Source organism: Streptomyces sp. NPDC057302, assembly GCF_042667685.1.
Lineage (GTDB): Bacteria > Actinomycetota > Actinomycetes > Streptomycetales > Streptomycetaceae > Streptomyces.
Window position 1 is genome coordinate 89,275 of record NZ_JBHUZJ010000012.1, and the last position, 19,042, is coordinate 108,316.

Sequence of the window (19,042 nt, forward strand, 5' to 3'; positions counted from 1 at the left end):
GCACCGCAGTGCCCCGAGTGTTGCCCCCGACCGGTGCCCCCGGTCGTCACCCTCCGAGGGTGACGCCGCGGTGCAGGTCCCCCAGGAGGCTGGCCGTCGTCCGGCCGGCCAACGGCGGAGAGCCGGCGAACGGAGGCGAGGCGATGACCGTGCCGTCCACCCCAGAGGGAGCCAAGGCCCGGCAGGAGAAGCGCCCTTGGCCGCGTCAGGTGCTCGCGCCGCTCGCCCTGGCCCAGTTCGTCTGCAGTTTCGCGGGCTCGAACATGACGGTCATGATCCAGGACATCAGCGAGGACCTGGACACCACGGTGCAGGGCGTGCAGACCGCGATCACGGTCTTCCTGCTCGTCATGGCGGCGCTGATGATTCCCGGCGGCATCCTGACCGACCGCTACGGCCGCAAGCGCTGCCTCGTCATCGGTCTCGCCGTGTACGGGATCGGCACCGTGCTCAGCGCGCTGGCACCCGGCCTCGGCATCCTCATCCTGGGCAACTCCATCCTCCAGGGCGTCGGCACGGCCCTGCTCATCCCGCCCGTCTACATCCTCACCACCCTTCTGTTCACGAACGTGGCCGACCGCGCCCGCGCCTTCGGCGCGATCATGGGGATGGGCGGCGTCGGCGCCGCGGCGGGCCCGCTGATCGGCGGGCTGATCGCCTCGACGATCAGCTGGCGGGCGGCCTTCGTCTTCCAGGCCCTGGTGGTCGCGCTCATCATCGTGCTGACCCGCCGCCTCGACGATCCGCTCCCGCCGGACCCCGACCGGGTCTTCGACACCGGTGGCGCGGTGCTGTCCGCGACCGGTCTGATCCTGGTCGTCATGGGCATCCTGGCCGCCGACGACAACGCCTGGCTGATGGGCGCACTGCTCCTGGTCGGTGCGCTGGTGCTCGTGGCCTTCTTCCGCTGGGTGCGGGCCAAGGAGCGCGCCGGGGCCCAACCGCTCCTTTCCACCTCGCTGTTCCGCAACCGCACCTCCAACCTCGGCCTGATCACCCAGCACACGCAGTGGCTGATGCTCATGGGAGTGTCGTTCGTGGTGGCCGCGTACCTCCAGGTGGTGCGCGGGTACGACGCGATCGGCACCGGCGTGATCTTCAGTGCGTCCACGCTCGGCCTGCTCGTGTCCTCGCTCGGCGCGGAGCGCTTCGCGAAGAGGCGCGAGCAACGCACGCTCGTGATGGCCGGGTTCGCCGCGACGATCTGCGGCATCGGTGTGCTGCTGGCCATGGCCCACGGCGAACCGAGCGCCTGGACGTTCGTCCCCGGGCTGCTGCTCATCGGCCTGGGGATGGGGGTGATGCTGACGCCCTCGGTCAACGTGGTGCAGTCGAGCTTCCCCGAGGACCAGCAGGGGGAGATATCCGGCCTCTCGCGCAGCGTGTCGAACCTCGGCTCGTCGGTGGGCACCGCGCTCGCGGGCACCATCCTCGTCGCGGACCCGGCCGTGGGACCGTACGCCGTCGCCCTCGGGGTGCTCGCCTTCATCGGGCTCGGCGGGTTCGGCGCCGCCGCCATGCTGCCCCGGACCCCGGCGCCCACCCGGCACGGGTGAGGGCGGGCGGCTTCAACTCCAGTCGTAGCGCACCGCACTGGCCACCACCAGGTCCTGGACCGACGCCCGGCGTCTGCTGAGCGGGACCCAGTACAACCCCAGGGGGAACGTCACGCACAGGGCCGCACGCACCAGGGAACGCGGCAGCCCCAGCAGCTCACCCGCGCGGTCGGTGACGCGCAGTCCCATCAGCCCGTCTCCCGCCGTACGCCCGATGGCGGCCCACGAGCAGCCGAAGTACAGGACGGCGAGGGTCCAGCCCGAGACGCCGGCGAGCCAGCCGGGAAGATCGGGGAACTGGAAGGGAGGCCCGGTGAGCAGCAGCCGCACACACCCGGCGCCCGCCTGGAGCGTGATGCCGATGACGGCAAGGACCAGCACGTCGAGTATCGCCGCGGCGCCGCGCGAGACGATCCCGGCAGGCTCGGCTCCGGGCCCGCCGTCCCGTACGTTCACCGCGCGGGCCGTGGTGGTGGACCGGCTCCATTGCCCTGCGCCGGCCCCGCACGCCGGAGCAGCCGGTCGCTGAACCGGTTGACGCCCCGGTCGCCGCGCCTGCCGAGCAGGCGTACCGCGTCGGCGGTCTCCGCGGCCATCCCGCCCCCGGTGTCACGCACGATCCGCCCGAGATCGATCTCCGACAGCACGTCATGGGTGAGCCCCACCAGATCGATCCGCACGATCACCGAGTCCACGTCGACCCGTTCGGCGACCCGGTCGACGTCGACCTGGTCCGCGACCCGGTTGACGTCGATCCGGTCCGCGACGCGGTCGACATCGACCCGGTCCGCGATGCCGTCGACGTCGACGCGGTCGACGATCGCCCCCACGTCCACCCGCTCCGCGATCCGGTTCACGTCCACCCGGTCGGCGATCCGCTCGACGTCCACCCGGTCGGCGACCCGTCGTACGTCGATCCGGTCGGCGATCCGGTTCACGTCGACGCGGGACACGACGTCGTCCAGGTCGATGCGGTCGAGAACCACGCCTGCCAGCGCGCGGATCACCACGCCCGCCGCCTCGTCCACGATGTTCAGAGCGCTCCGCGCCCGCCGGGCGACGAACGCCACCGGGCTCCATCCTTCTTCTTCAGCCATCCGGTGATCGCAGCGGTATCCGGCGGCACCGGCATCCTCCGCCGCGGGTGAGTCGCCCGCGGCGCAGGACCCCTCAGCACTCCGCCGGCGGTGCGCGTCAGTAGTGCGGGACGACGACGACCGGGGTCGTGGCGTGGTGGATCGCCGCGTGCGCGGTCCGTCCCAGGCGCGGCCCCGCTGGGATGCGGCGGCCGACGACCAGCAGACCGCCGGTCGAAGCCGCCTTGGTCAAGTGGTGGCCGGGCAGACCGTGCAGGAGCCGTTCGGTGACCTCTGTCCGGGGGAACTTGTGCCGCCACGGGGTGAGCGCCGCCGCCAGAAGCCGCGACTTCTCCTCCACGGGGTCGACGGCGTCCGCTGAGGGAATCAGGGGCGCGGTCCAGATGTGCACGACGTGCAGCGGCACCTGCCGGGAGGTCGCCGCGTCGAAGGCGTACTCCAGCAGTTCGTCGTCCGGGCGGCGGAGGTCCAGGCCGAGCACGACCGGGCGCTGCGGACCGTCCACGCCCCGGTGTTCGTCCTCGGGGTGATTCCCCGCCCGGACCAGGGCGACGGGGCAGGCGGCACGCGCGGCGACGGCCAGTGCGACCGAGCCGACCAGGCTCCCGGTGAGCGCGCCGAAGCCGCGCGAGCCCAGGACCAGCAGCGCCGAGGATCTGGCCGCCGCGAGGAGCGCCTGCACGGGTGGGCCGGTGACCTGCTCGTCGAGGATCCCCAGCTCGGGGTGGGCGCGCGAGAGCTGCAGGACGGCGCGGTCGAGCGCGCCGTCCTCGCGGCGGAACGGGACGTCGATGTCCGGCGGCCGACTGCCCTCCACCGGCGGGTCGCAGGCGTGGACGAGGTGCAGGGGCAGGTCACGTCGCAGGGCTTCGCGGGCCGCCCAGCCGGCGGCGTCCAGGCTCTCGGGCGAGCCGTCGACGCCGGCGGTGATGGTCTGATGCGTGGGCATGGTGCGCACCTCCGCGGTGCGGTCGGGCGTCAGCCGGTCCAGGCCCCGGCACCGACCTCCGGAAGGCCGGTGCCGGGGGCGTGGATCCAGGCGTGGTGACGGGAACGGGTGTCGGCCATGGTCTGGCGTACGTGGCCGAGGCGGCGTGGCTTGATGTGTTCGGTCCGCAGCGGTTCGGTCAGCGGGGGATCGCCCATCAGGTGGATCTGGCCGACGGCCAGATGGTTCGCCGCGCGCCGGTGGGTGTCGAGGGCTGCCGTTCGGACCGGTGTCACGGTGCCTCCTGCATGCGGTTGTTGCGACTGTGTGGCTGGGCCGCTCAGGCGTACGGGACGACGGCCACCGGGCAGGCCGAGTGGTGCAGCAGGGCGTGGTTGACCGGGCCGAGCTGCATGCCGACGTGCCCCTTGCGGCGCCGGGCGCCGACCACCAGGAGGTCGGCGCCGCGGGAGGCGGCGAGGAGTGCGGTGCGCGCGTGGCCCTCGACGGTCTCGCGGCGGACCATGACCTCGGGATGGACGGCCGTCGCGTCCCGCAGCGCCTCCTCGACCAGTTCGGTGGCCCGGCGCCGGTGGCCGTCGTAGTGCGTCGCGGAGGCGTCGGGGACTTCCCTGTCGGGACAGCGCCAGGCATGGACGACGGCCACGGTGGCGTTGCGGGCCTCGGCTTCGTCGAAGGCGAACTCCATCGCCCCGTCGGCCTCTTGGGACGCGTCGACCCCCACGGCGATGGCGCGGAAGCCGCCTCGCAGGCTCTTCTCGCCGCCGCGTACGACGAACACGGGCGAGGCGGCGTTCGCGGCCACCGACAGGCTGATCGAACCGAGCAGCAGCTCGGCGAGCTCACCGCGCCCCCGGCTGCCGACCACCAGCGCACAGGCCTCCGGGCTGACCAGGGCGAGGGCGACGGCCGGGTCCTCGGGCAGCACCTCGCTCGTGACCTTGACGGTGGTGGTGTGGTGCAGAGCGCGATCGAGGGCCGAAGCCGCGATGTGGTCCGAAAGGGCTTGTACGGAGGCCTGGTTGATGTCGATGGACGGTTCGTGTCCCTCGTACCACTCCCACCTCGACGCGTGGACCACATGCAGTGGCACCCCTCGCGTCGCGGCCTCGTCCACGGCCCAGTCCAGCGCGCGCAGGCTCGGATCCGAGCCGTCGACTCCGACGATCAGGGGCTTGTCCACGCTGCCACCGCCTTCCGGCACGCCCCGGCAGGGGCCCTGCTTCGGACGGTTCCACCGGCGAGGCCGACCGGGGAGGGGCGAACCGGCCTCGGTAGGGGGACGCGTGGCGTGGCGCGGCGCCGCCCTCCGCGCACCGGCGGACACGCCCCGTCGGCTGCTGGTCGCGGCGAGTGACGACTGTGGCCGACGGGCACCTGTTCGACGTCGGCACCCCCCTTTTATGGTGGCGGTTGCCCCAGACCTCGGCGTCCCACCTTCCTGTGTCGCTTGCACGCGACACCTATGCCCACGCCCTGGAACCGGCCCCGGCCGACGTCACCGAAGAGGAGCCCCGGCATGAACATCCTGGTCGGCCACACCGGGGTGCACGGTTCCATCCACGGCATCGCGGAGCGCCTCACGCAGGCCACGGACTGCGTCCGCAGCCACCCCAGCACCCTGGTCGCGCACCCCACCTGGCTGTACAGCGTCAGCGTGCCGCCCCACGCCGGTGCCTGGCCCGGCCGACGCCCCTCCGAGCCCCGGCAACTGGCCGGGATCCGCTCCCTCATCCGCCTCCGGGAGCAGCAGATGCCGACCGGAGCCGCCTACCGTGACCACGTCCCGCGATGGCGGCACCTGGCCTTCAAGGCACGCGGCGGACGCTATGGCGACCACCGGGACCGGAAGGCCGTCGACAAGTGGGCCGAGCGCATCCATCAACGGCTCGCCGATCCCGACGGCACCGACACGCACCGGTGACCCCGCAGGCCGGTGCCGGTCGACAAGGCGCCGATCCGACCGCCCCCGCGGGCCGCGACGAACTCACTGACTCCCCGCTGGGCGGCACGCGCAGCCTGCTGGAAGCGGTGCTGCGGGAACTCGACCATGGCCTGCACGGCCGCCGGTCTCCTGCCGCCCCGTCAGCACACAGGGCCGACGCCGATACCACGGACCGGGGCTGAGCGACAACATGCCCGACACCAGGGGCAGGTGACGCTGTTGTGGCGGCCGTCGCCATTCTGCCCGCGTTCCGGTGGCTCCTACGGTTGCCGACACCCCGGCGTCCCGGCTCCTGCCCTGCCCCTAGCGGGTCCATGGCAGCAGTGGACGGGCCTCGGGGTCGCGTGATCCGCCCCGGAGAGCGCGTCGCCCATCGTCGGGAGCCGCCATGCCGTCGTACGAGAGACGCTGCGATCCGCAGCCGTCAGCAGCGCTACCTGCCCGACGCGGGCGCCGGCATCGGGCCCTGGGACGGATGGCCGCCGTCGTGGGCCTGGTCGTGGCCGCGGCGGTGTCCGCGCCCTCGCCCGCGGCCCAGGCGGCGCCGACGGCCGTCGCCCTGGAGAAGGTCGGTGACTTCGGCGCCAACCCGGGCAGCCTGAACATGTACGTGCACCGGCCGACGACCCTGGCGGCCGAGCCCGCGGTAGTGGTCGCGCTGCACGGCTGTAGCCAGAGCGCGCAGATGTACGCCGACAACGCGGGCCTGGTGAAATTCGCCGACCAGCACGGCTTCCTGCTCGTCTTCCCCGAGCAGACGTCCGCCAACAACAGCAGCAAGTGCTTCAACTGGTTCCAGCCAGGAGACACCAGGCCCGGACAGGGCGAGGCGGCGTCGATCCGCCAGATGGTGGCGCACGCCGCCTCCGCGTACGGCGCCGACCCGGAACGGGTGTACGTCACCGGCCTGTCGGCCGGTGGCGCCATGACCTCGGTGATGCTCGCCGCCTACCCGGACGTGTTCGAGGCGGGCGCGGTGATCGCGGGCCTCCCGTACGACTGCGCCGACGACGTGCTGTCGGCGTACACCTGCATGAGCCCCGGCGTCGACCGCACTCCCTCGGCCTGGGCACAGGGCGTGCGCGACGCCAACCCCGGTCATGGCGGCCCCTGGCCGCGGGTGGCCATCTGGCAGGGCGACAACGACCCCACCGTCGCCAAGAGGAACGCCGACGAACTGCGTGACCAGTGGACCGCCGTGCACGCCCTGGACCAGAGCCCGGACCGCACCTCGGTCATCGGCCCGAACTCGACCCGCAGGGAGCAGTACCTCACGGCGGACGGAAGCGTCGCCGTAGAGGTCGACAAGGTCCCCTCCCTCGCCCACGGCACCCCGGTCGACCCGGGAACGGGCGCACAGCAGTGCGGTGCCACCGGGACGGCGAACTTCATCGACTCCATCTGCTCCAGCTACTGGATCACCGGCTTCTTCGGCCTGGACGGCGCCGATCCGGACCCCGGCGGCCTGCCCGCGCCGAGCGGCCTGGCGGCGACCGGGGCGACCGACACGTCACTCACCCTGAACTGGAACGCGGTGGGCGACGCCGCGTCGTACGCCGTGTACAGGGACGGCGCCCGGGTCGCCACCCCCACAGGCCCGCCGTTCACGGACACCGGCCTCAGCCCCGCTTCCCGCCACACCTACAGCGTGGCCGCCCGCGACACGACCGGAAGGGAAGGCGTGCGGTCGGCCACGCTCACCGTCTCCACCACAGGCGCCACCGCCAAGTGCTGGACGGCCAACAACTACCAGCAGGTCCAGGCGGGACGGGCGACCACCAGCGGCGGCTACACCTACGCCAAGGGCTCGAACCAGAACATGGGCCTCTTCAACACCGCCGTCACCCACACCCTCAAGGAGTCACCGGCCGGCCACTACGTCATCGCCGACGGCACCTGCTCCTGACGGTCCCCGCACCACACCTGGCAGCGGTGGCACCGGACTTCGGCCGTGCCACCGCTGTTCCAGGCTGCCGTCGTACGCACGCACACGTCCACCGGAGGTACTCCGTGCACGCCATAGATCCGCCCAGAGCCCTGCCCTCCAGGGCGCGCCCCGCCCGCTCGCTCCGCGGCGCCCTTGCCATGACAGGGCTGCTGATCGCGCTCGCCGCGGTTCCGGCCGCCGCCGAACAGCCCGGCGCCACCCCGGGCGGCGGCCCGCAGCACTGCGCGTCGTCGGCGCGGCTCAAGGTGCCTGGGGCCGAACGCCAGGAGAAGTCCTGCCTGGCCGAGTTGACCACCGCGGGGACGGTCGCCTCCGGCCACACCGACCCGGCCGACTGGGCGGGGCTGACTCCCGCCGCGCTGCCGACGCCCCGCGGTGTGCCCGGCATCCAGATCGACGGCTACTTCCCCGACACGTCGGCGACCAACACCAACCACGGCTGGAAGCACGACGCGCAGTTCGTCATCCGCCTGCCCGACCGGTGGAACGGCGGCCTGGTCGTCGCGGGCACACCGGGCGTCCGTGAGCAGTACGCCAACGACCGGGCGATCGGCGACCGGGTGCTCTCCCAGGGCTACGCGTTCGCCTCGACCGACAAGGGCAACACCGGCGCCGCCTTCTACCGGGACGGCTCCGAACCGGGCGACGCGATCGCCGAATGGAACGACCGCGTCACTCAACTCACCCGCGCCGCACGGACCGTGGTCGCGCAGCGATACCACCGCCCTCCCGCGCGCACGCTGGCCACCGGCATGTCCAACGGCGGGTATCTGGTGCGCTGGCAGCTGGAGAACCATCCCGAGCTCTACGACGGGGGAGTGGACTGGGAAGGCACCCTGTGGAGGGCCAAGGGCCCGAACCTGATCGATTTCCTGCCACCCGCGCTGCGTGCCTACCCGGTCTACGCGGCGGGCGGCGAAGGCGCCGGCAGGGCCCACCGGGAGATGCTCGCGGCCGGTTTCCCCGCCGGTTCGGAGTTCCTGTGGCCCTACCACCACCAGGTCTACTGGGACCTGACCCAGCGGATCTACCGCGAGGAGCTCGACCCGGGCTACGACGGCGCGACCGAGGCCGGAACTCCCTTCTGCGCACCGGGGACACCGCGGTGCGACGCCGACTACGCATACGCCTCCCGGCCGCGGGAGGTCCGCGACGCCGTGCGGAAGATCGCCCTGACCGGACGCATCGGCAGACCACTGATCACCGTGCACGGCACCCTCGACGTCCAACTGCCCATCAGCGAGGACTCGGACGTCTACGCGAAGATGGTGCGCGGCGCGGGCCGCGGCGACCTGTTCCGCTACTACCGGATCGAAGGCGGCACGCACGTCGACTCACTGGTCGACACGTTCCCCGACAGACTGCGGCCCTTGGTGCCCTGCCACCGCTCCGCCTTCACCGCGATGGAAGCCTGGATCGACCGCGACAAGCAGCCGCCGCCCAGCCGGACGGTGCCGCGCCCGGACGCCGCGGACCCGGCGGATCTGCTCGCCCGCTGCCCCCTCGCGAGGTAGCGATTTCGGCCAAGGCCGGGCAGGAGCAGCCATGGCGGAAGGCAGGCTTCCTCAACGGGAAGCCAAAAATGCCGAGTTGACCTAAGATCGCCTCGCTCCCCATTCGTAAGGGAGTTCGGTGCGTGCGGGGAGGGTTCGTTCGTTGTGGTGAAGGTGTACACGATCGCCGGGTCAAGTGCGCCGTGGTGAGCCGTCTGGGGCGCGGTTCCGTGGGCCGCGAGGCCTTGGTGTGGCTGCTTGCCGTGGTGCTCGCGATCGTCGGTGCGGTGCTCGCCGCCCTTGATGCTGCGGCCGAATGGCGCCAGGTCCTGGCCGGTGGCTGCGCCGCTGTCGCCGTGCTGCTGCTCGCCTGGGTCCTGGTGCTGGTCCGGCAGTTGTCCGCCGAGCGGGCCGACCGCGCCCGGCAGGAGCGGCTGGCCTCGGTCCGGGAAGCCGAGGTGGCGCACCTGGCCGGTGTGCGACTCCCGGCCATCGCGGAGCGGGTGCGTGCCGGGCAGAGACTTGAGGGCGTGCCGGGGCCGTTGGCGACGCCGGGGGAGTCCGGCGAGGAGTTCGCGCGGGCCCTGTCCGCCGTGGCCGTCGCGCTGGGCTCCGACGAGGCGGTACGCCGCGAGCGCGGCCTGCGGGACTCCGTACAGGCCGCCTTCGAGTCCGTCGCGCGCACCATGCACGCGATGGCCACGGTGCAGCAGCAGGTCCTCGACCGGGTCGAGCGCTCCATCGACGACCCGCACCTCATGGCCGAGGTGATGAAGGCCGACCACGCGGCCGCGCAGATGACCCGCAAGGCCCAGACGCTCCTGGTGATGTGCGGGATCTGGCCCGCCCGCCGCGAGACACGGCCGGTCTCGCTGTACGACTGCGTCCGCGGCGCACAGTCCCGGATCGTGGAGTACAGCCGGATCGAGGTGCACGGCGGGCAGACGCTCTACGCGGTGCCGCCCGCGGTGGAGGGCCTCATGCACGCCATCGCCGAGATCCTGGAGAACGCCACGGTGTTCTCGCCCTCGCGCTCCCAGGTCGTCGTCACCATCCGCGAGGTGGGCGCCGGAGCGGTCCTGGAGATCGACGACGCCGGGCTCGGCATGCCGCCCGACGTGCTGCACCGGGCGATGGGCCAGCTCCGCGACGACCAGGACCTGGCCCGCCTCGGTGCGGTGCCCCGCCTGGGCCTGGCCTGCGTGGGCCGCTGGAGCAGGGAGCTGGGCTTCAACGTGGAGCTGAGCGGGGCCTCGGCCTACGGTGGCACCCGTGCGGTGACGTTCGTGCCGTTCAGGCTGCTGACCGAACCTCCCTCGCACCTAACGGGCTCCCATCGGACGCGGGCGGCGGCGCAGGAGGCCGCCGAACCCGAGCCCGTGGGCGCGCGGTTGCAGGAGCAGCACGATCGGCACGACCCCGCCGAGCAGCTGGAGTTGTCCGTCCGGACCGCACCCGGCGCACCACCCGCGAGCGAGACGCCGGTCGGCCTGCCCCGGCGCCGCAACCGGCGCCAAGCGGCTCCGGACGCCGCCCGCAGACCCGTTCCCCCGCCGCCGCAGGCGCCCCCGGCCGCACCCGCGACGCCTTGGACCCCGGAGGCGGCCCGCGCGTCGATCGCCAGCGTGGTGTCCGGTTCGCTGCGCGGCCGCGCGGCCCTGGCGGCGGACCAGGCCGCCACGCGGGACGCGAACCCGTCGGCCGAACCCCCGCCGACCGCGACACCGTCGCAACCCCCCACCCCCGACGAGCTAGACGGAGGCCGGCAGTGACCGGAATCATCAATCCCCTTCCCGACCTGGGCTGGATGCTCCGCCCGCTGATCGAGATCCCCGGGGTCCGGCACAGCGTGGTGGTCTCCGAGGACGGCCTGCGGCTGGGACACGCGTCCGCGGAGAACCTCTCGGGTCCGGTGGCCGATCTGAGTGTCGCCGAGGCCGAGTCCCTCTCCGCGGCCTGCGCCGCGATGACCATGACGGGCCGCTCCACGACCTCGCTGCTCTTCGGATCCGGCGCCGGCGTACGGCAGTTGATGCTGGAGTCCGACCACGGGTTCGTGCTGTTCACCCACGCCGGTGTGGGCGCCCACCTGGGGGTCGCCACCGACCTGGACGCGGACGTCGGCCTGGTGGCCCAGCAGATGCAGCTGCTCGTGGTGAAGATCGGCGCGCACCTGAGCAGCCAGCCGCGGGATCCGGCCGCCGCGGCGTCATGAAGGGACCGCGGCCGGAGGAGCCGAAGGCCTCGGCGATCCGCCCGTACGTGATCACTCGCGGGCGGGCCGCGGCCGACACCGAGGCCTTGGCCTGGGAGTCCCTGGTGATGGCGACGGACGCGGCGTTTCCCGCGTCGCTCCAGCCCGAGCACCAGACCATCCTGGCGCACTGCCAGGGACTCCTCTCGGTGGCCGAGGTGGCCGCACACATCGGCCAGCCCCCCTCGGTCGTACAGGCGCTGCTCTGCGATCTCCTCGAATGGGGACTCATCGTGACCCGACCGCCCGTGCCGCCGGCCGAACACACCGATGTGACCATGCTCAGAAAGGTCCTCCATGGTCTCGAAAGCCGCCTCTGACGCGCCGTCCCGGGCCGTGGAACCCGCCGGCTCCGGGAAGTACCTCACCTCCAGCGTCGCGGGCGCCGCGAAGATCCTGGTCGTCGGGCCCCTCGGGGTCGGCAAGACCACCCTGATCGGCACCGTCTCGGAGATCAAACCCCTGTCCACCGAGGCCGTCATGACCCAGGCGGGCGCCCGGGTCGACACCGTCGTGGCCGACGGGAAGACGACCACGACCGTGGCCCTGGACTTCGGCCGCATCACCATCGACGGTGAACTGGTGCTCTACCTGTTCGGCACCCCTGGACAGCAGCGGTTCCTGCCCGCGTGGCGGGACCTGGCAAAGGGCTCGCTCGGCGCCCTCGCCCTGGTGGACACGCGTGACCTGGAGTCGTCCTTCGACGCCCTGGGCAACCTGGAGGAGCTCGGGCTGCCCTTCGCGGTGGCCGTGAACGTCTTCCCCGGCAGCCCCCAGCACGGCATCGACGACCTGCGTGCGGCCCTCGACCTGCTCCCCGGCACCCCCGTGGTGACCTGCGACGCACGAGACCCCCAGTCCTCGGTCCGGGCCCTGATCGCCCTCGTCAGCCACCTGATCCACGTCGCCACGGAGACCTCATGACCTCGCCCCACCCCGCGGCCGGGCCGTCCGCCCGCTGCCCGGTCACCGGAGTCCCCGCGCCGACGACCGCGCTGTACGGACCCGACCTCGACGGTGACGCGCTGCCCGCCCTGTACGAGCAACTGCGCGACACCCACGGGCCGGTGGCACCGGTCACCATCGCCCCCGGCGTCGACGCGTGGCTGGTCATCGGCCACCGTGAGCTGCTCCAACTGACCCGCGACGAACAGGACTTCTCCCACGACCCACGCCGCTGGAGCCTGCTGCGGGAAGGCCGGGTGCCCGCCGACTCGCCGATCCTGCCCATGGTCGGCTGGCGCCCCGCCCTGCTGTTCGCCGACGGACAGCAGCACCGCAGGATGCGCGCGGCCGTCTCCGCAGCGCTCGCCGGGATCAACGGCCACGAACTGCGGCGCTCCGTGCGGGCCGAGGCCGAGCAGGTGATCGTGTCGTTCGCGGAGCGCAGCGAGGCCGACCTGGTGGCCGACTACGCGCGCAAGCTGCCGATGCGCGTCATCACCGCACTGCTCGGCGTCGACGAGGAGACCGGCCGCCACCTGGTGGAGGCCGTCGCCGGAACGGTCGCCGCCACCAGCGCCTCCGCCGACGCCAGCAAGCGCATGGGCGCGATCCTGCTCCAGCTGATCGAGGAGAAGCGGCGCCGCCGCGGCAACGACATCACCTCGGCCCTGCTGCACCATCCGGCCCGGCTCACCGACGAAGAGGTCCTGCACAACCTCGTGGTCATGTTCGTCGCGGGCAACCAGACCACCGTCAACTGGATCGCCACCACCCTGCGCATCCTGCTGTGCGACCCGGAGTTCCGCTCCTCGCTCACCGGCGGCCACCTCAGCGTGGACGACGCGCTCGACCTGGTGCTGTGGCGCTTCCCGCCCACGCAGAACTTCCCCGCCCGCTACGCCACCCGCGACATGACCTTCGGCGGGCAGCACATCCGCACCGGCGACATGCTCATCCTCGGCCTCGCGGGCGCCAACGCGGACCCGCAGATCCTCCCGGACGACGGCACACCGGTCGTCGGCAACCGCTCCCACCTGGCCTTCGGCGCGGGCCCGCACATCTGCCCCGCCCAGGACCCCGCCCGGCTCATCACCCGCACCGCCGTGGACACGATCCGCCACCGGCTGCCCGACCTCGAACTGGCCATACCGCAGAGCGAACTCCAGTGGATCAAGTCGCCCTGGAGCAGGGGCCTGGCCGCGCTCCCGGTCAGCTTCACCGCCCCCGTCCTGTCCCAGCATCCCGCCCCTTCGCCGGAGCCCAAGCCCGTGCTCTGACGACCGGACACGCCGCCTCGTGCCGCGACGCCCGTTGCGGCGGCCGAACCGCCCCCTCGACCAGGAGAGCCCCGTTGAACACGCCACCGGTGAACACCGCAGACGACCAGCCGTACCGCTTCGACCCGGCCGGCGGCTGCCCGCACGCGGACAACGCCCGCCTCCTGGCACGCGGCGCCGTCACGCACGCCGTCCTGCCCGGTGACGTACAGGGCATGGCGGTCCTGGGCCACGACGCGCTCAAGGAGTTCCTCGCGCACCCCGATGTCGCCAAGAACGCCCAGCACTTCGCCGCCCTCCAGGCGGGCGAGATAGCCGACGGCTGGCCGCTGAAGACGTTCGCGACGGTGCAGGGCATGACCACCGCCGACGGCGCCGACCACCGCAGGCTGCGTTCCCTGATGGGCAAGGCCTTCACCCCGCGCCGGGTGGCCGCACTCCAGCCGCGGATCACGGCCCTGACGACCGATCTGCTCGACGGCCTCGACCGGGCCGCCGACGCGGGCGACGGCGTCGCGGACCTGCGCAAGCACTTCGCGCTGCCGTTGCCGATGGGCGTCATCTGCGAACTCCTGGGCGTGGACGCCGAGTACCACGACCGGCTGCACCACCTGTCGAACCAGATCGTCGCCACCGACATCGGCCCCGAAGAGGCGATGGCCGCCAACCGGGAGATGGTCGAAGTCCTCGGCGCCGTGGCCGCCTCCCGCGCCGCGAACCCGGGGGACGACCTCACCACCGCCCTGATCGCGGCCCGCGAGGAGAACGGCGACCGGCTCAGCCCGCACGAGCTGCTCGGCACCCTGATGCTCACGATCATCGCCGGGCACGAGACCACCCTCAACCTGATCACCAACGCCGTACGCGCCCTGTGCACCCACCGCGAGCAGCTCGCCCTGGCCAAGTCCGGCAAGGTGGCATGGGCCGACGTGGTGGAGGAGACCCTGCGCTGGGACAGCCCCGTCAGCTACTTCCCCTTCCGCTATCCCACCCGCGACCTCACGCTCGACGGCACCGTCATCCCCCAGGGCACCCCCGTCCTGGCCGGATACTCCGCGGCGGGCCGCGACAAACAGGCGCACGGCCCCGACGCCGACCGCTTCGACATCACCCGCGACAACACCACGACGCGGCACCTGTCCCTGGGCCACGGCGCGCACTTCTGCATGGGCGCACCGCTGGCCCGCATGGAAGCCACCATCGCCCTGGAGCAGCTGTTCGGCCGCTTCCCCGACCTCGACCTCGCCGTGCCGGAGCCCGCACTGCCCCGCCACGCGTCCTTCGTGGGAAACAGCGTGCAGAAGCTTCCCGTACGCCTGCGCACGGGAAGCTTCTGAGCCGGGCGGGCCTCAGGCGAGGATCTTCTCCTTGGCCTTCTCGTACTCCGCGGGGGTGAGGTCACCGCTGTTCTTGAGCTCGGCGAGCTTCGCCAGCTCATCGACGTGGCCGCCACCCGGGCCGGAGCCTGCCGCCTTCTGTACGTAGGTGCGGAACGCCTGTTCCTGCTCCTTCGCCTGGACCACGTCCCGTTCGCTCATGCTGCGGCCACGGGCGATCAGGTACACGAGGACGCCGAGGAACGGCAGGACCAGCACGAAGATGAGCCAGCCGGCCTTCCACCATCCGCTGAGCGAGTGGTCACGGAACAGGTCGGTGATCACCTTGAACAGCAGGAAGAACCACATGATCCACAGGAAGAGATACAGCATCGTCAGAAAGAGATTCAGCAGCGGGTAGTCGTCCACGACGGGTGCCCCTTTCCCGGAGTCCGTTGGGTCGCGGAATCAATTCCGGTGTATCAGGCATATCCCCGAAAAGGAACTCCCGCATCTCGGGCGCTGACGCTCCCTCCTGGTCAGCGGCCCAGAGCGTACTCGGCGCGGTCATGCCAGCGGGTGCCGTCCCAGACGATGAGGCGTACGGCGCGGACACGGCAGCTCAGCGGCAGCAGGGGCTCCAGTTCGGCCTGCAACGCGTCGTACGCCGCATCCTGGGTCGCGGGGCCCTCACTGTTCGCGACCGTCAGATGCGGGGCGAGCGGCGGCTCGAATATCCCCCGGTAGGGCACCGCCCGGGGCCAGCGCCGGGTGAGGTCCTTGGTCAGGGCCGTGACCGGGGTGTGCGGCCACGGGTCGAGGTAGAGGACGCCGGGATAGCGGGCGAACTCGGCGAACGTCAGGGTGAAGGCGTCGTGCCCGGCGAAGAGCCCGGTCAGCTCGCGGTGGGCCGCGGCGTCCAGAAGGCTCTCGTGCACGAAGGGGTAGAGCACCGTCACATGGGCCGGGAACCCCGCCCGGACCAGCGGGTCGGCCTCGGGGACCTCGATGGTGAGGGCGGTGTCACCCGGTAGGTCCGGCCACCCGCCCTCCGCGGGCTCGCACTGGGCACACTCTTCATCGGCGTTCATCACCGCCATGATCGCACCGGCCGCGATTGCCTCCGTCCTCGCGGAATGGGCGGCCACCCACCGGATGTTCGACGAGACATGACTGACGATCAGCGCACGATCACCAACCCCGGCACACTCCACGACCCGACACCGTTCGGCTACAGCCACGCCGTCTCGGCACCCGGCGAACTCGTCTTCATCGGCGGCCAGTACGCCTCCGACGCCGACGGATCCCCCGTGCCCGGCGACTTCGCCGCCCAGGTGGACCTCGCCTTCGACAGACTGCGGTCGGCCCTGGAGGGGGTCGGCCTCGGATACGAGCACGTGACCCGGCTCGGCACCTTCATCGTCGACCACGACCTGGACAAGCTGGAGACCCTGGGCAAGGCGCTGCACGCCCGCTTCGGCGAGCGGCTGCCCGCCCAGACCCTGAGCGGCGTGGCCTCGCTCGCGCTGCCGGGGATGCTGTTCGAGGTGGACGCGGTGGCGGTGCGGCCCTAGTCGCAGAAGACGCCACGAGACGACGTGACGAGAAGAAGGGACGAACGACATGGAGGACAGCGCCCTCCTGGTGATGGACGTACAGCGCGAGATCGTGGACCTCGCCGACGACGGTTCGGGATATCTGCCGCGCCTGCGCCGGGCGATCGACGGTGCCCGCGCGGCGGACATCCCCGTGATCTACGTGGTCATCGCGTTACGGCCGGGCCGCCCCGACGTCAGCACCCGCAACAAGGCGCTCACCGGCCTCGTACGGGCGGGCCTGCACACCGAGGGCGAGCCCGGCACCGAGATCCACCCGGACATCGCGCCGCAGCCGGGCGAGACCGTGGTCACCAAGCGGCGCGGGAGCGCGTTCTCGGGCAGCGACCTCGACCTGGTGCTCAGGGCGCGCGACATCAACCATCTGATCCTCACCGGCATCGCCACCAATGGCGTGGTGCTGCACACCGCGTGTCACGCCAACGACCGGGACCTGGGACTCACCGTCCTGTCGGACGCCTGCATCGACCTGGACCCCGAGGTGCACACGCTCCTGACCGGGAAGCTGTTCCCGCAGTGGGCGGAGGTGGTCGCCGTCGAGGAGTGGCTGAGGGCCGTCGCGCCGCGGTAGTGCGGTGGCTCAGACCTCGGTGACGGCCGTCAGGACGACGGCCGAGTCGTCCAGCGCGGTCAGGCCGTGGCGCTCGTGCGGGATGGGCGCGAACTCACCCTCGCCCAGTTCGAGCGTGTCACCGGCCGTGGTGAGACCGACCCTCCCGCGCAGGACGAACAGGGTCGCGGCCCGGGGCGTCTCGTGCTCGCTCAGCTCGGTTCCGGTGGTGAGCACGATGAGGCTCTGCCGCAGCGGACCGTCGTGCAGGAGCAGCTCCGAGCTGCGTCCGTGCGCGGCGGTGCGGGCCTTCTCCAGGTGCTCTGCGACAAGGGCGTAGAGATCGGCCACGGTGTGTCCCTTCGACGGAGAGCGGGTGCGCGTGCCTGCGTGCGCGCGGGCATACGCCACCCAGTGTTCCCGTCTCCCGCGCCGGCCGCATCCGGCGGCCGGAACCTGATCACCCGAAGGTGGCGTGGAGTGGCTGCGGTGGGGTGCGCAGGCGACAGGGCGGTCGCCCTGGGCGCGCGGCCGGATTCTGGCGCCGCTCGCAGTCCTCACCGCCTGCCTGCTGGCCTTCCACTCCTGATCAGGAGTTCTGCCGCCGCCAGTCGGCCTGTGCCGTGTTGAGCTGGTCGGCGAGGTCGTCCAGGAAGTCCTTCGCGCTGGTCTTGCCGAGCATGACCTTCTGGAAGGCGGGTTCGTTCTCGGCCTTGGAGATCGTGTTCCAGTCCGGCAGGTAGTACGGCAGCTGAACGATCGTGGTGGCCGGGGAGTTGAGCGCGTCGGCGGCCAGACGTGTCGGCTCCGACTTCTCCACCCAAGTGTCCTTGGCGGCCTTGTTGTTGGCCGGGATGAGACCCGCGGACTCGTTGAACTTCGAGCTCGCCTTGTGCGAGGAGGCGAACTCGATGAACTTCCAGGCGGCCTTCTTCTTGGTGCTGGTCTTGAAGAGGGAGAGCCCGTCGATCGGGTTGGACACCTGGACGCGCTTGCCGCCCGCCGTCTTCGGGGCCGGCAGGCCGCGGAACTTACCGGGGCCGAGGGCCTTCACGTGGTCCTGGTACGAGCCGAGGTTGTGGCTGAGCATGCCGATCCTGCCGCCGTCCCACTGGGCGACCATCTGCGTGAAGTTGTTGTTGAGGTCGGCGGCCGGGGTCGTCTTCTTGTAGAGGGCCGTGTACTTCTCCAGGGCGGCGACGTTCCTCGGGTCGTTGACGGTGGTCTGCGTCTCGTCCTCATTCCAGAAGGACTTGATGCTGCTCTGCCCGTACACCGCGTCCAGGGCCTGGGCGATGGACCCCACACCGCCGCGGATGGTGTAGCCGAACTGGTTCTGGTCCTCGGCGGTGAGGCGATCCGCCGCCGTGTAGAACTTGCTCCAGGTGGTCGGCGCGTCCAGACCGGCGGCCTTGAAGAGGTCGGTGCGGTAGTACAGCACGCCGTTGTTCGCGGACGTTGGGACCATGAGCAACTCCGACGTCCCGCCGGCCGACTTGGTCGAGGCGAGCATGCTCTTGCTGAGCTCGCCGTCCAGAGGGCTTTCGCCCAGCCGGTCCTGCAGTGGCTCCAGCGCGCCCTGGGCCGCGATCGCGGCGAGCATGGCGGCTCCGACACCGCCGACGTCCGGCAGGCCGCCGCCCTGGATGGAGTTGTCGTACTTCGACTGGGCGTTCTCGGCGGGGATGCCTACGTAATCGACCTTGATGTCGGGGTACTTCTTCTCGAAGTCCTTGATGATCTCCATCCAGATGCCGCGGCGCACGGCTGTGTTGTTGTCCCAGAAGGTGATGGTCCCCTTACCGGAGCCCTCGCTGCCCTCCTCGCCCGCGATCCCGGAACCGTCGTCCCCGCACGCGGTGGCGCCGATGCCGAGGAGAAGCGACAGGGCTATGGCTGCTGGGGCGGATCGACGCGGCCCCTTACGGATACGGGAACTCAAGACGGGCTCTCCTCCTCTGAACGCTGACCGGGGTACGCCGACACGCGCCGTGCGTACACCGCGTATGGCATACCGCGTCTCGTATATGACATACGAAGCGCGGCGACTCGAAGCTAGGAGCAGGTAGTTGCTTCGTCAACGCATCTGACAAAAT

The 19,042-nt window shown here is 71.6% G+C and carries 20 protein-coding genes and 1 pseudogene; 12 read left to right on the plus strand and 9 right to left on the minus strand.

Annotated elements, in window-relative coordinates; genetic code table 11:
* Positions 1 to 143 precede the first annotated feature (143 nt).
* Positions 144 to 1,556: an MFS transporter gene (locus ACFUPX_RS11985; RefSeq protein WP_383319921.1), complete on the plus strand. Its 1,413-nt coding sequence runs from the start codon at positions 144 to 146 to the stop codon at positions 1,554 to 1,556.
* Positions 1,557 to 1,568: 12 nt separating this feature from the next.
* Here ACFUPX_RS11985 and ACFUPX_RS11990 read toward each other — a convergent pair whose 3' ends face one another.
* The 5 genes and pseudogenes from ACFUPX_RS11990 to ACFUPX_RS12010 all read right to left on the minus strand — a co-directional run bounded on the left by ACFUPX_RS11990 (position 1,569) and on the right by ACFUPX_RS12010 (position 4,785).
* Complete coding sequence (locus ACFUPX_RS11990; protein ID WP_383319923.1) at positions 1,569 to 2,012, minus strand: RDD family protein; 444 nt, start codon at positions 2,010 to 2,012, stop codon at positions 1,569 to 1,571.
* Positions 2,009 to 2,653 carry a hypothetical protein gene (locus tag ACFUPX_RS11995; protein ID WP_383319925.1) on the minus strand — a complete coding sequence of 215 codons (645 nt, stop codon included), beginning with the start codon at positions 2,651 to 2,653 and terminating at the stop codon, positions 2,009 to 2,011. The genes ACFUPX_RS11990 and ACFUPX_RS11995 overlap by 4 nt, the downstream gene beginning before the upstream one ends.
* A gap of 97 nt (positions 2,654 to 2,750) precedes the next feature.
* Positions 2,751 to 3,602: a universal stress protein gene (locus ACFUPX_RS12000; protein WP_383319927.1), complete on the minus strand. Its 852-nt coding sequence runs from the start codon at positions 3,600 to 3,602 to the stop codon at positions 2,751 to 2,753.
* Between the two features lie 131 nt (positions 3,603 to 3,733).
* Positions 3,734 to 3,877, minus strand: a pseudogene (locus ACFUPX_RS12005) (hypothetical protein); the annotation flags it as partial.
* Between the two features lie 44 nt (positions 3,878 to 3,921).
* On the minus strand, positions 3,922 to 4,785 hold the full coding sequence (locus ACFUPX_RS12010; protein ID WP_383319929.1) for a universal stress protein: 864 nt from the start codon (positions 4,783 to 4,785) through the stop codon (positions 3,922 to 3,924).
* Between the two features lie 336 nt (positions 4,786 to 5,121).
* Between ACFUPX_RS12010 and ACFUPX_RS12015 the strand changes: the two genes are divergently transcribed.
* From ACFUPX_RS12015 to ACFUPX_RS12055, 9 genes are all read left to right on the plus strand, one after another.
* Positions 5,122 to 5,526, plus strand: a complete 405-nt coding sequence (locus ACFUPX_RS12015; protein ID WP_383319931.1) for a hypothetical protein — start codon at positions 5,122 to 5,124, stop codon at positions 5,524 to 5,526.
* A 409-nt stretch (positions 5,527 to 5,935) separates the two neighbouring features.
* Complete coding sequence (locus ACFUPX_RS12020; protein WP_383319933.1) at positions 5,936 to 7,453, plus strand: PHB depolymerase family esterase; 1,518 nt, start codon at positions 5,936 to 5,938, stop codon at positions 7,451 to 7,453.
* Positions 7,454 to 7,632: 179 nt separating this feature from the next.
* Positions 7,633 to 9,009 carry a tannase/feruloyl esterase family alpha/beta hydrolase gene (locus tag ACFUPX_RS12025; protein ID WP_383319935.1) on the plus strand — a complete coding sequence of 459 codons (1,377 nt, stop codon included), beginning with the start codon at positions 7,633 to 7,635 and terminating at the stop codon, positions 9,007 to 9,009.
* Positions 9,010 to 9,194: 185 nt separating this feature from the next.
* Complete coding sequence (locus tag ACFUPX_RS12030) at positions 9,195 to 10,760, plus strand: ATP-binding protein (protein ID WP_383319937.1); 1,566 nt, start codon at positions 9,195 to 9,197, stop codon at positions 10,758 to 10,760.
* The gene (locus ACFUPX_RS12035) at positions 10,757 to 11,203 is read left to right on the plus strand and encodes a roadblock/LC7 domain-containing protein (protein ID WP_351156006.1); all 447 of its coding nucleotides are present in this window, start codon (positions 10,757 to 10,759) and stop codon (positions 11,201 to 11,203) included. Before ACFUPX_RS12030 ends, ACFUPX_RS12035 begins: the two co-directional genes overlap by 4 nt.
* Complete coding sequence (locus ACFUPX_RS12040) at positions 11,200 to 11,562, plus strand: DUF742 domain-containing protein (RefSeq protein ID WP_383319939.1); 363 nt, start codon at positions 11,200 to 11,202, stop codon at positions 11,560 to 11,562. The genes ACFUPX_RS12035 and ACFUPX_RS12040 overlap by 4 nt, the downstream gene beginning before the upstream one ends.
* Positions 11,540 to 12,166, plus strand: a complete 627-nt coding sequence (locus tag ACFUPX_RS12045; protein ID WP_383319941.1) for an ATP/GTP-binding protein — start codon at positions 11,540 to 11,542, stop codon at positions 12,164 to 12,166. The genes ACFUPX_RS12040 and ACFUPX_RS12045 overlap by 23 nt, the downstream gene beginning before the upstream one ends.
* A complete protein-coding gene (locus ACFUPX_RS12050; RefSeq protein WP_383319944.1) occupies positions 12,163 to 13,464 on the plus strand; it encodes a cytochrome P450 in 1,302 nt (433 codons plus the stop codon). Before ACFUPX_RS12045 ends, ACFUPX_RS12050 begins: the two co-directional genes overlap by 4 nt.
* Positions 13,465 to 13,538: 74 nt before the next feature.
* On the plus strand, positions 13,539 to 14,801 hold the full coding sequence (locus ACFUPX_RS12055) for a cytochrome P450 (RefSeq protein ID WP_383319946.1): 1,263 nt from the start codon (positions 13,539 to 13,541) through the stop codon (positions 14,799 to 14,801).
* A gap of 12 nt (positions 14,802 to 14,813) precedes the next feature.
* Here ACFUPX_RS12055 and ACFUPX_RS12060 read toward each other — a convergent pair whose 3' ends face one another.
* Both ACFUPX_RS12060 and ACFUPX_RS12065 read right to left on the minus strand, forming a co-directional pair.
* Positions 14,814 to 15,209, minus strand: coding sequence for an SHOCT domain-containing protein (locus ACFUPX_RS12060; RefSeq protein ID WP_383319948.1), 396 nt, complete (start codon positions 15,207 to 15,209; stop codon positions 14,814 to 14,816).
* Positions 15,210 to 15,319: 110 nt separating this feature from the next.
* Positions 15,320 to 15,880 carry a 2'-5' RNA ligase family protein gene (locus tag ACFUPX_RS12065; protein ID WP_383320046.1) on the minus strand — a complete coding sequence of 187 codons (561 nt, stop codon included), beginning with the start codon at positions 15,878 to 15,880 and terminating at the stop codon, positions 15,320 to 15,322.
* A 69-nt stretch (positions 15,881 to 15,949) separates the two neighbouring features.
* On the opposite strand from ACFUPX_RS12065, the gene ACFUPX_RS12070 reads away from it, so the two are divergent.
* Both ACFUPX_RS12070 and ACFUPX_RS12075 read left to right on the plus strand, forming a co-directional pair.
* Positions 15,950 to 16,354: a RidA family protein gene (locus tag ACFUPX_RS12070; RefSeq protein WP_383319950.1), complete on the plus strand. Its 405-nt coding sequence runs from the start codon at positions 15,950 to 15,952 to the stop codon at positions 16,352 to 16,354.
* Between the two features lie 49 nt (positions 16,355 to 16,403).
* A complete protein-coding gene (locus tag ACFUPX_RS12075) occupies positions 16,404 to 16,967 on the plus strand; it encodes a cysteine hydrolase family protein (protein WP_383319952.1) in 564 nt (187 codons plus the stop codon).
* A 9-nt stretch (positions 16,968 to 16,976) separates the two neighbouring features.
* Here the strand turns inward: ACFUPX_RS12075 and ACFUPX_RS12080 are convergent, their stop codons facing one another.
* The gene (locus tag ACFUPX_RS12080; protein ID WP_383319954.1) at positions 16,977 to 17,297 is read right to left on the minus strand and encodes a cupin; all 321 of its coding nucleotides are present in this window, start codon (positions 17,295 to 17,297) and stop codon (positions 16,977 to 16,979) included.
* 238 nt (positions 17,298 to 17,535) lie between these two features.
* Positions 17,536 to 18,888, minus strand: a complete 1,353-nt coding sequence (locus ACFUPX_RS12085) for an ABC transporter substrate-binding protein (protein WP_383319956.1) — start codon at positions 18,886 to 18,888, stop codon at positions 17,536 to 17,538.
* Positions 18,889 to 19,042 lie beyond the last annotated feature (154 nt).